We start from the raw sequence: 11,551 nt of genomic DNA, 5'->3' as shown, positions 1-11,551 counted from the left end.
TTGTCGGCTCCGGTGGTGGGGTTTGTGTCGTCGGTGTCGGGTGGGTGGCATTCGGCGGGTTCGGTGGTGGATCCGGGGTATTGGGGTCGGGCGATTCGTGAGCCGGTTCGTTTTGGTGAGGCGGTGGCGACGGTGTCGGGGTTGGGTGCGGGGGTGGTGTGGGAGATCGGTTCGCATCCGCAGTTGACGTCGTTGGCGCGTGCTTCGTGGGGTGGGGAGCAGCCGGTGTGGTTGAGCACGTTGCGGCGGGATCGGGTGGATCAGGTCGAGGTGCATGGGTCGTTGGCGGCGTATGTGAACGCGACGTCGGGTGATCTCGACTGGTCGGGTGTGCATGCGGGGAAGGGGCAGCGGACGATCACCGTTCCCACCTACCCCTTCAACCGGCAGCGGTTCTGGATATCCGCCGGCCCGCACGACACGACGAACCCGCAGGACACGACGAACCCGCAGGACACGACGAACCCGCAGGACACGACGAACCCGCAGGACACGACGAACCCGCACGACACGACGAACACGAACATCGAGAACGAGACGAAGAGGCACTGGAACCATGGCTAGCGAATACGGACTGAAGCGACACTTCAACGGCGAGGCGGCACGCCTGATCGGCGGCAAGATCCGCACCGTCCACCCCGCGTTCGACGTGGAGGACTATGCGGCGGAGGTCGAGGCGCGCATTCCCGACAAGGAACTGAAGGACCGCGTCCTCGTCCTGGCCGAAGGGCTGCGCACCCGCCTCCCCGCGGAGTACCCCGATGCCCTTCCCCTCCTGCTGTCCGTCCTCGGCGACGAACTGGCCGAGGGAGAGGGCATGTTCAACACCAGCTGGTTCCTCATGCCGGTCGCCCGCTTCGTCGAGGAGTACGGCCTGGACCACCCCGGGGCGTCACTGGACGCCATCGAGGAGATCACCAAGCGACACACGGGTGAATACGCGATCCGACCGTACGTCGAACAGCACTACGCGCTGACCATGGAGCGCGTCGCGGGATGGGCCCGGAGTCCCAGCCACAACGTGCGGCGGCTGGCGACCGAGGGCATTCGCTCCCGGCTGCCCTGGGCCCGGACCCTGACCGTGTTCGTCAAGGACCCGCTGCCGGTCCTGGACATCCTCGAACCGCTGCGCAGCGACTCCTCCGAGTACGTGCGGAAGTCCGTCGCCAACAACCTCAACGACATCTCCAAGGACAGCCCCGACCTCGCGCTCGCGACGGCGCTCCGCTGGCTGGAGGAGAGCCCCACCCCCGAGACCAACTGGATCGTCAAGCACGGGCTGCGCACCCTCGTGAAGAAGGGCGACCAACAAGCCCTCGCCATCCTCGGGGCCACGGGCGGCGAGCACGTCAAGGTGCCCCGGCTGAGGATCACCCCCGGAGCGGTGACCGTCGGGGACACCCTCGTCATCGACTTCGACATCGAGAACACCGACGACCGTCCGCACAGCATCGCCGTCGACTACGTGGTGCACCACGTGCGCAAGAACGGTCGCAGCATCCCGAAGGTCTTCAAGCTGACCACCCTCGAACTCGGCGCCGGGGAACGGCGGTCCCTGGAGAAGACACACACCATCAAGGAGATCCAGACGCGCCGCTACTACACCGGCGAGCACACCGTCGACATCCAGGTGAACGGACTCGCCCTCGCCACCGGACGATTCGACCTCCACACATGAGTGGCGTCGGAACACACCTCAGCGCCGCCGATCCGCTCGTCTCCGACCACCGGATCGGCGGTGTTCCGGTCGTCCCCGCCGCCGCGCAGATCGACGCCGTACTGTCGGCCTGCGATGCCGCGCGACCCGACCACCGATGGTTGTTGGAGCAGGTCGCCTTCCGTACACCCCTGCTCGTGACGGGGGCCGGGGCCGACATCGAGGTCCGTACGGCGGGGGACGGCCGGTGCGCCGTCCACTCCCTGCCGCCCGGCGACAACGGCGTACCCGTCGAGCACAGCACCGCCCGGGCCACCGGCAGGCCGCTGCCGCCGCCCCGCTACGTCGACGTGTCGGCACTCCGGGCCGGCTGCACGGAGCAGGTGCCGTTGCCGGAGGTGGCGGCGTGGCGCGAGGCCAGCGGGATCGCGTACGGGCCGGCGTACCAGGCGATCCGTTCGGCGCACCGGGGCCCGGGCCGGATGCTGCTGATGCTCCGGGCCGCGGAGGACCCGGACGCGGCGACGGCGCCCCCGTTCGTGCCGCCGCCGCTGCTCGACAGCGTCTTCCAGGCGCTCGGCATGCTCGACGGCGGTGCGGCCGGGGCGTGCCTGCCCTGGTACATCGGCCGGCTGGAGGCCCGCCGCCGCATGTCCGGCACGGTGATCGCCCTGGTCGAACGGGACGAACCGGCCGCCGCCGAGAGCGGGGGAGGCGCCGTACGGGGTCGCGCCATGATCTGCAACCAGCAGGGGGAAGTCCTGCTGGAACTGGAACGCATCACCCTCAAGGCCACCCGACCGGCACCGTCCCCGGAGCCCGCGGCGGCTACCCCTGCCACAGCGGCCACTCCTGCCCCGGTTCGCCCCGCCACAGCCGCCCGGCGGGGCGAACCGGGGCAGGCACCCCCGTCGATCACCTCGATCGAGACCGTCGCCTGGCGGAGGACCGACCCGGCTCCGCGACACACGTCCGCGGCCGAGGGCCCCCTGCTGGTGGTCTCCGCCCACGCCCTCCGTCCCCCGGCGGGCCGGCACGTCCTGCACCTGACGCCGGAGCGGCTCTCCGCAGAGGGCTTGGAAACCCTGCCGGCGGACACCGTCCCACGGGACGTGGTGTACGTGGCGCCGCGCGGGCTCACCGACGAGACACAGGTGACGCAGGCCCTGCAGGAAGTCTTCGCGCTGGTGCGCCGGATCCTCGCCCGCCCGCCGACGCCCTCCCTGCTGATCGTCACCACCGCCGCCCACCAGGTGGCGACACAGGACACCGTCGACCCCTTCATGACCGCCCTGTGGGGTCTCGGCCGCACGCTGCGGGTCGAGCATCCCCGCAGCACGATCCGCCTGCTCGACCTCGATCCCGCCCTCGACCCCGGCGACCCCGGCGACCCCGGCGACCCCGGCGATCCCGCCGGTCCCGAGGGCGGCGGTGCCGACGTGCTGTGGGAGGCGCTCGGCCAGGACCGGCCGGAACTCGCCCGGCGCGGCGGCGCCTGGTACGCACCCTCCTTACGGCCGCACCCGCCGACGGGCGCCCCCGATGGGGCGCGCCACCGAGGCGGCCGCTTCCTGATCACAGGCGGCATGGGCGGCCTCGGGCTGAGCGTCGCCGAGTACCTCTCCGAAGCGGGCTGCGCCCATCTGACACTGGTGGGGCGGACCGTCCCGGACCGGGGAGAGGCCCGGGAGCGCCTCGACAGGCTGGCGGAACACTGCGACCTGAAGATCGTCACGGCGGACGTCCGCACGGTGCGGGAGGCACTGGCCGAAGCCCCGCGCTTCGACGGGGTGTTCCACGCCGCCGGGGTCCTGCGTGACGGTCTGGCACGCGGCCTGACGCCGGATCAGGTGGATGCCGTCCTCGGACCCAAGATCGGCGGCGCGCACGCACTCGCCGACCTGGTGTCAGGGTACGAACAGCCCGCGTTCGTCGCCCTGTTCTCCTCGGTCGCGGCGGTACGGGCGAACCTCGGCCAGAGCGCCTACGCCGCGGCCAACGCCTACCTGGACGGCTACGCCGCCCGCCAACGCGCCGAGGGCCGGCCCTGGTACAGCCTCGGCTGGGGCCTGTGGACCGTCGGCATGGGCGAGTCCATCGCCCCCAAGGCCGCCGCGCACGGCGTCCCCGCCCTCACCGCGGGCGACGGCATCGACCTCCTCCGTACGGCCCTGGGGGAACCACCCGCGCACTACGTCCTGTCCGCCGCCGCGAAAGCGAAGGATGCACCCATGCCTGCTGTGACGCCCGAAACCGGACTGTGGCCGTCGCTCACCCACGCGATCGGCAGGGTCCTGCTCGTCGACGACGTGGCCGCCGAGGACGACCTGCTGGAGCTGGGCCTCGACTCGATGATGGCGGTCGAGCTGGCCGCGACGCTGGCCGCCGACGGGCTCGACCTCGACCCGATGGTGTTCTTCGAACGCACCAACGTCGGCGCGCTGCACGCCCACCTCGAATCGCTCCCGCGCGGCCTTCCCGACCAGGCCCTCACGCCCACGCCCGTTCCCACGCCCGTTCCCACGTCCGTTCCCGCACCTGTTTCCGCCCCCTCGCCCACCCCCGCCCCGATCCGTGAGGTCCGCGCGGCGGCCCCCGCGGGAATGTCGCGCGGCGCAATACCTCCGCGGCCCCAGCCCCAGCCGCAGCCGCCCGCCGCGACGGGGCGGAGCGCCGGTGACTCCTTCGTCCCCGACTGGGACCGCTTCAGGGACGTGCCGTACGCCCCGCCCACCCCGGCGGCGACGCCGGCCCCCGTCCCGCCCCGGGCCGGCGGCCCGACCCCGACCCCGAACCCGACCCCGGCCCCGGTCGCCGCGGCCGTTGCCGACCCCGCCCCGGCGGCCGACCGCGTACCGCGCCGGACCCTGCCCGGCCGACTGGCCGACGCACCCCACGGCAGGTTCCTCGACCGCCGCATCGACGCCCTGTCGGGGGAGGACCGTCTGATCGTCGCCAAGGACGAGTACTTCTACGAGCCCGTGATCGAGGAGGCCAAGGGCTCCCGGATCAAGTTCGACGGCCGGTGGTTCCTGAACTTCGCCTCCTACAGTTACCTCGGACTCATCGGTCACGACTACATCGACGACCAGGTCCTGCGCGCCGTCGAGCGGCACGGCACCGGCGCGCACGGGGTGCGGCTGCTGGCGGGCACCCTGCACCTGCACCGGGAGCTGGAACTGGCGCTCGCCCGCTTCCTGGGCACGGAGGACGCCATCGTCTTCTCCAGCGGCTACATGGCGAACGTGGCGACGGTCGGCGCCCTCGTCGGCCCCGGTGACCTCGTCATCGGCGACGTCTACAACCACGCCAGCATCCTGGACGGCTACCGGCTGTCCGGCGCGTCGGTCATCACCTACGCCCACAACGACCTCGCCGACCTGGAACGGGCCCTGCGCAAGGTGGGCGACGCGGGCCGCCTGGTCGTCACCGACGCCGTGTTCAGCATGGACGGAGACGTGGCCGACCTGCCCGGCATCGTGGAACTGTGCGAGCGCCACGACGCCCCGCTGATGGTCGACGAGGCACACAGCCTGGGCGTCCTCGGTGACACCGGCCGCGGCATCACCGAGCACTTCGGCATCGATCCGGCGCGGGTCGACGTCAAGATGGGCACGCTCTCCAAGACGGTTCCCAGCGCGGGCGGTTATGTCGCGGGGTCCAGGGACCTGGTCTTCGCGCTGAAGAACAACGCCCGCGGCTGGATGTTCTCGGCCGCCGCGACCCCCGCCCAGGTGGCGGCGGCCAAGGCCGCGATCGAGGTGATGGCGGCCGCACCGTCCCTCACCCGGCAACTTCGGGCGAAGACGACCCGGTACCGCGAGCAGTTGCGCGCCCTGGGCTTCGACACCCTGGCCAGTGAGACACCAGTGGTGCCGATCATCTGCGCGACCGCGGACCAGGCCGGGGAGATGGCCCGGCTCTGTCAGCTCGACGGGCTCTTCGTACAGCCGATCGTCTACCCGGCCGTGCCGCGGACACTGCCCCGGCTGCGGACCATCGTCAACCTAAGCCACTCCGACGCCGACCTGGACGCGGCCCTCGTGACGCTGGAGAAGGCCGGCCGTGCCTGTGGGCTCATCCACTGAGCACCGACCGGGTGGAGCGCTCCACAGGACCGACAGGACACCACCGTGCGCCGATGGCCGCACGGCAACCAAGGGGGAATCGAACATGACCGATGTCGACACCACTGCGTTCTTCGGGGCCGTTCTGAAGACCATCGCCTCGACCCGCAACCACGGCACCGACCAGACGGAATTCGTGTCGGGCGTGGTGGAGCCCACCGCGCGGATCCGCGCGTTCGAGAAGGAGGTCGGTGACCGGCGGCTGACCTCCACCGAGGCCGGGGAGGTGCTCGGTCTGCTGGAGACCACGATGCGCGCCAAGCGCACGCCGGACGAGGAGCGCGCGTACTACTTCCAGTACATCGAGAAGGTCGCCGGCATCAGCCGGGCCTCGCTGGGCGTGTCCGGCTGGTGAACACCTCCCGCCTCGCGTGGTACAGCCACGAGATCTGTTTCTGGCACGACCCCGGCCCCGGATCGGGGTACGTGCCGGTCGGGCCGGGCGTCGAGCCGCTGCGCCAGTTCGCGGTCGACCCCGACCTCCGGCGTGCCGAGGGGCTGGTCAAGGCGTCCGGCGTGATGGACCGTTTCACCGGCCTCACCCCGACGCCCGCCTCCGACGAGGACCTGCTGCTCGTGCACGTACCCGAACACATCGAGCGGGTCGAGGCGGCCTCGGCGGCCGGCGCGGGCGACGCCGGCGTGTACGCCCACGTCAACTACCACAGCGCGCAGGCCGCGAGGCTCGCCGTCGGGGCCTGCGCGCAGGCCGCCACCGGCGTCATGGAGGGCCGGTTCGACCGGGCGTACTGCCTGGTGCGGCCACCCGGCCACCACGCCGAGCCGGACCGGGCCATGGCACTGTGCCTGTACAACAACCTGGCGGTGGCCGCCCGGGCCGCCCAGCGACACGGCGCGCGGCGCGTGCTGATCCTCGACTGGGACGTCCACCACGGCAACGGCATCCAACGGACCTTCTACGAGGACCCCGACGTGCTGTACGTGTCGGTGCACCAGGAGGGGCTCTTCCCGGCGGCTTCCGGTCTCGTGCTGGAGACCGGCGCGGGCGAGGGGGCGGGCACCACGCTCAACGTGCCGCTGCCCGCCGGCTCGGGTCACGGCGCCTACCTCGCCGTGACGGAACGGATCGTGACCCCGGCGGCCCGCGCCTTCGGCCCCGATCTGATCCTGGTGGCGGCGGGCGTCGACGCGAGCGGCCACGATCCGATGGGGCGGATGCTGTGCACCAGCCGCACCTTCCACGCCATGACGTCGGCGATGTGCCGGCTCGCGGACGAACTGACCGGCGGCAGGATCGTCTTCGCCCACGAGGGCGGCTACTCGGCGTGGTACCAGCCGATGCTGGTGTTGGGCACGGCCTGCGCGATCGCCGGCCTGCCGGCTCCCCAGGACCCGTTCCTGCACTCCCTGGAACACCTTCCCGGCCAGCGCCTCCAGCGTCACCAGGACCGGGTGATCACCCACCTGGAGGAGCACCACCCGCTGTTGGCCGGCTCGGCACCCGCGGCAGGTCGATCCGGTGCCTCCGGGCGGCCCGCGGTCGTGAACGGGGGGCCGTGATGAGCGGATGGTGGATGACGGTGGGCAGCGGTGCGCGACGGGTGGCCGGCGCCGGCCCGGGGCCCGGGCCGCGGGTCCGTCCGCGGTTCCGGATCGTGGCGCTCCCGCACGCCGGCGGGTGGCCGTCCGCCTTCCGTTCCTGGTGGCAGGTGTTGCCCGAGGACGTCGAGTGCGTCGTCGCCCAACTGCCGGGTCGAGGCGCGCGCATCAACGAGCCGCCGCTGACCCGCGTCAAGCCGCTGGTCGACGCCCTCGGTCGGGACCTCGCGGAGCTGGAACCGCTGCCGTACGCGGTCATAGGGCACAGCTTCGGCAGCGTGCTCGGATACGAACTCACCCGCTTCATGGAACAGAAGGGACTGCCTCCCGTCCGGCTGGCAGTGTCGGCGCGCCAGCCGCCCTGCTTTCCCGGCGAGCCGCCGTTCGCCCACCTCCGCGGCGACACGGAGCTGCTGGAGCACCTGACCGACATCGGAGGGATGTCCCCGGGGCTGATGGACCGCGCCGACCTGATGGGGCCGTCGCTCCGCGCGATCCGGGCCGACCTGGAGGCCATGGAGACCTACCGCCGGCCGCTGTCCGGTACCGGCGTCCCCATCCTGGCGCTCGGCGCGGTGGACGACCCGGTCGTCATCGACGACCGGATGCATCTGTGGGCGCTGGAGACCTCCGGCGACTTCGACCGACTGACCTTCACCGGCGGCCACTTCTACCTCTACACACCCGCCAACGCGGCGGCCATCGCCGCCCGTCTGGTGCCCCGCCCCGACGACCCCCGGTCGGATCCGCTCCTCCCACACCCCCTCGCCCGATGAGCGCGTCGGGCACCGATCAGCACCACCCCCGAAAGGAACCGAATGAGTACCACCGCCGACACCACCGAACAGGCCGGACCCCGTGAGTGGTTGGGCCTGGCCGTGCTGGCGCTGCCGACACTGCTGCTGTCCATCGATGTGAGTGTGCTGCACCTGGCCGTACCGCACATCAGTGAGGGCCTGAACCCCTCCGCCGCCCAGATGCTGTGGATCATCGACATCTACGGGTTCCTGATCGCCGGCTTCCTGGTGACCATGGGAACCCTGGGCGACCGCATCGGTCGCCGGAAGCTGCTCCTGATCGGTGCCGCCGCGTTCGGCGTGGCTTCGCTGGCCGCCGTCTTCGCCGACAACCCGGCCATGCTGATCGCGGCGCGGGCGGCGATGGGCATCGCCGGAGCCACCCTGATGCCCTCGACCCTCGCCCTGATCATCAACATGTTCCGCGACGGGCGCCAGCGCGGCGTGGCCATCGCCGTCTGGGTCACCATGTTCTCCGTGGGCATCGCGCTCGGCCCGGTGGTCGGCGGAGCCATGCTGGAGTACTTCTGGTGGGGTTCGGTCTTCCTGCTCGGCGTGCCCATCATGGGGTTGCTGCTGGTGGCCGGCCCGATCCTGCTGCCGGAGTACCGGGACGAGGACGCGGGGCGGCTCGACCTGACCAGCGTGGCGCTGTCGCTCGCCGCCATCCTCCCGATCATCTACGGACTGAAGGAGATCGCCAACGACGGGGTCGGCCCGGTCCCGATCCTGGCGCTCGTCGTGGGCCTGGTCGTCGGTGTCCTGTTCGTCCGTCGGCAGCGCACGCTGGCGAGCCCGCTGCTGGACCTCGAGCTGTTCGGGAACCGCACGTTCCGCACGGCGCTGATCACACTGCTGCTCAGCATGCTCGTGGCCGGTGGAACGTATCTGACGGTGACGCAGTACCTCCAACTGGTCGGCGGGCTCTCCCCGATGAAGGCCGGCCTGTACCTGCTGCCCGCGGCCTTCGCGCTGATCGTGACGGCCGTCGTGTCCCCGATGGCGGCGAGCAGGTTCCGTCCGGCGTACGTCGTCGCCGCCGGATTGGCCGTGTCGGGCATCGGCCACCTCATGCTGAGCCTGGCCGACAGTTCGTCGGGCGTCGCCCAGGTGGTGACGGGCTTCGCCTTCGTCTACGCCGGCGGCGGCCCGCTCATCGCCCTGGGTACGGACATCGTCGTCGGCTCGGCCCGGCCCGAGCAGGCCGGATCGGCCGCCGCCATCTCGGAGACCAGCACCGAACTCGGCATGGCGCTCGGCGTGGCCCTGCTGGGCAGCCTCGGGACCGCCGTGTACCGCAGCGGGGTGGAGATCCCCGCGGGGGTGCCGGAGGGCGCCGCTGACACGCTCGCCGGGGCGGTCGAGGCGGCGCGGCCCCTGTCCTCGGAGGTGGCTGCGGCCCTGCTCGACTCGGCGCGTGCGGCGTTCACCGACGGCATGAACATCATCGGCGGTATCGGGGTGTTCGTGGCGCTCGCCTCGGCCGTGCTGGTGGCCGCGGTCATCAAGCTCCCGGCCACGGGCGGTGATTCCGCCGATTCCGACGGTCCGGCCGACGGAGTCGTGAACGCCGCCGCCGTGGAGGGATAGCGCGTCCCGCCCGTGCCCGCCGGCGCGGGCGGACGCCGACGGAGTGTGGCCCCGTGTCGAGGACGCGGGGCCACACCGCTCACGCCCCGGGGACGGACCGGTCCTCGTAGCAGGCGGCGTGGGCGGCCGTGGGTGCGATGGGGGTGATGACATCGATCAGCACGCCGTCCGGAGCCGCCACGATGAAGTGCCGTTGACCGAACGCCTCGTCTCGCAGGGGGAGTTCCAGCTTCAGGCCGGCGCCCGTGACGAGTCGCGCGTACTCGGCGTCCACATCGGCCACCTCGAAGTTGAGGAGCAGGCCCCCGGCCGGCCGGCGGAAGGCTTCCGGTACCGTCTCGTGCCCCGCGGCGACCAGGGCGAGTTCGTGGTGCGGCGGCTCCGGCTGCCGCAGACTGACGTACCAGTCGCTCGTATAGGTCGTCTCGAACCCGAACAGGGTGCGGTAGAACGCCACGGACTCGGCGAGCCGCTCGGTGCAGAGCACGGGATAGAAGCCGGTCAGGGCGGAAGACGTCATCACAACACCGTTCTGAGGCGGGCATACGGTCATTTCCTCATAACGAGGCATGGCCCCGGGCGTCACGTCCGCCGTGTCGAAGGGAGGCGGACATGGCATCGATGGAACGTCCGGTGCGCGAAGCCCTGGTATGGGCGGTGCGGCGGGAACCCCCGTGGGGGGAAGAGGGCTCGCTCTCCCTGCTCGACGCGGGGGAGAGGGCCAGAGCGGATTCCTTCACCCACCGGCGCGACCGGTCGATGTACCTCGCGGCGCACGCCGGGCTGCGGCTGGTGTTGGGCGACCGGCTCGGGCTCCACCCCCGGGACCTCCGGTTCGGCCGGGACCCTTGCGCGCACTGCGGCGGGCGGCACGGCCGGCCGATCCTCCTGGGCGGCCCGGACGACCTGTACTTCTCCCTCTCCCACTGCGTGGGCGTCACGCTCGTCGGCGTCGCCGACGCGCCCGTCGGGGTCGACGCGGAACGACTGCCCGGCCGCCGGACGGTCGAGCTGTGCCTGGCACGGCTGCATCCGCGGGAGCGGGACGAGCTGCTCCGCACGCCCTGCGCGCAACGGCCCCTGAGCTTCTGCCGGTTGTGGACACGCAAGGAGGCCTACCTGAAGGCGCTGGGAACCGGGCTCAGCCGGGGACTGGACCGTGACTACCTGGGAGCCGGGCAAGCGGGGCGGCCTGCGGACTGGACCGTCGTCAATCTGCCCTGCGGCCCCCAGGGCGGCACCCATGCCGCGGCCCTGGCCGTTCCGGCGGGGGTGCGGGTACCCGTGGAACCGTGCGAACTGGACTGGTCGGCGTACGGGCATGTCCCCTGCGGCAGGCCCTCGTTGGGTCAGGAGAGCCGCGTTGACATTCCAACGGTATGTCATTAGGTTCAGTTCGCATACCGTTGGTACGTGAGCGGAGATGGCGTCCCATGCTGACCAGCTTCTGTCCGGTGATCTGCACCTCGCGGCCAGTGGAATCCCGCACCTTCTACCGCAGGCTGTTCGGCTTCACCGCCACCCACACGACCGAGTGGTACGCCGGCCTCGGTCGGCCCGGGCGACACCAGGAACTCGCCCTCGTCGACCACGGTCATCCCGCACTGCCCGAGGCGTACCGCACGCCGGTGCGCGCGGTGCGGATCACCCTGGCGGTGGACGACCGGGCAGGGGAGTGGGAACGGCTCGCCGCCCTCGGTGCGCGAAAATGCCCGGAGCGCGGGCACCTCGTCGTCAAGGACCCCAACGGGGTCTGGATCGACGTCGTCGCACCGAACTGACCGGTCACCGGCCGCGGGGGCCGCTCGTCGAAGGGGGAG

At 71.7% G+C, this 11,551-nt stretch carries 9 protein-coding genes and 1 pseudogene; 9 read left to right on the top strand and 1 reads right to left on the bottom strand.

Translation table 11 applies throughout. The features are described from left to right. The 7 genes and pseudogenes from ACFYW3_RS38130 to ACFYW3_RS38100 form a co-directional block, all read left to right on the top strand. A pseudogene (locus tag ACFYW3_RS38130) lies at positions 1-564 on the top strand (hypothetical protein); the annotation flags it as partial. Further along, positions 557-1,678, top strand: a complete 1,122-nt coding sequence (locus ACFYW3_RS38125) for a DNA alkylation repair protein (protein ID WP_389388896.1) — start codon at positions 557-559, stop codon at positions 1,676-1,678. The pseudogene ACFYW3_RS38130 and the gene ACFYW3_RS38125, both read left to right, overlap by 8 nt. Beyond that, a complete protein-coding gene (locus tag ACFYW3_RS38120) occupies positions 1,675-5,745 on the top strand; it encodes a bifunctional SDR family oxidoreductase/pyridoxal phosphate-dependent aminotransferase family protein (protein WP_389388895.1) in 4,071 nt (1,356 codons plus the stop codon). The genes ACFYW3_RS38125 and ACFYW3_RS38120 overlap by 4 nt, the downstream gene beginning before the upstream one ends. A gap of 85 nt (positions 5,746-5,830) precedes the next feature. After that, complete coding sequence (locus ACFYW3_RS38115) at positions 5,831-6,139, top strand: hypothetical protein (RefSeq protein WP_351759152.1); 309 nt, start codon at positions 5,831-5,833, stop codon at positions 6,137-6,139. Further along, positions 6,136-7,305: a class II histone deacetylase gene (locus ACFYW3_RS38110; protein ID WP_389388894.1), complete on the top strand. Its 1,170-nt coding sequence runs from the start codon at positions 6,136-6,138 to the stop codon at positions 7,303-7,305. The genes ACFYW3_RS38115 and ACFYW3_RS38110 overlap by 4 nt, the downstream gene beginning before the upstream one ends. Next, positions 7,305-8,120, top strand: a complete 816-nt coding sequence (locus tag ACFYW3_RS38105; protein WP_351759147.1) for a thioesterase domain-containing protein — start codon at positions 7,305-7,307, stop codon at positions 8,118-8,120. The genes ACFYW3_RS38110 and ACFYW3_RS38105 overlap by 1 nt, the downstream gene beginning before the upstream one ends. A 42-nt stretch (positions 8,121-8,162) precedes the next feature. Then, positions 8,163-9,731: an MFS transporter gene (locus tag ACFYW3_RS38100; protein WP_389388893.1), complete on the top strand. Its 1,569-nt coding sequence runs from the start codon at positions 8,163-8,165 to the stop codon at positions 9,729-9,731. 79 nt (positions 9,732-9,810) lie between these two features. On the opposite strand, the gene ACFYW3_RS38095 is transcribed toward ACFYW3_RS38100, so the two are convergent. Then, positions 9,811-10,251 (bottom strand): VOC family protein, encoded by a 441-nt coding sequence (locus tag ACFYW3_RS38095; protein ID WP_389388892.1) that lies wholly within the window; start codon positions 10,249-10,251, stop codon positions 9,811-9,813. 92 nt (positions 10,252-10,343) lie between these two features. Here ACFYW3_RS38095 and ACFYW3_RS38090 point away from each other — a divergent pair, with 92 nt between their 5' ends. Then, a complete protein-coding gene (locus ACFYW3_RS38090) occupies positions 10,344-11,120 on the top strand; it encodes a 4'-phosphopantetheinyl transferase family protein (RefSeq protein WP_389388891.1) in 777 nt (258 codons plus the stop codon). A gap of 44 nt (positions 11,121-11,164) precedes the next feature. Further along, positions 11,165-11,512 (top strand): VOC family protein, encoded by a 348-nt coding sequence (locus ACFYW3_RS38085; protein ID WP_351759136.1) that lies wholly within the window; start codon positions 11,165-11,167, stop codon positions 11,510-11,512. Positions 11,513-11,551 lie beyond the last annotated feature (39 nt).

This window comes from Streptomyces sp. NPDC002602, from assembly GCF_042889445.1.
GTDB lineage: Bacteria > Actinomycetota > Actinomycetes > Streptomycetales > Streptomycetaceae > Streptomyces.
The sequence above is the reverse complement of the archived record's forward strand: the minus strand, read 5'-3'. Positions and strand labels throughout refer to the sequence as shown.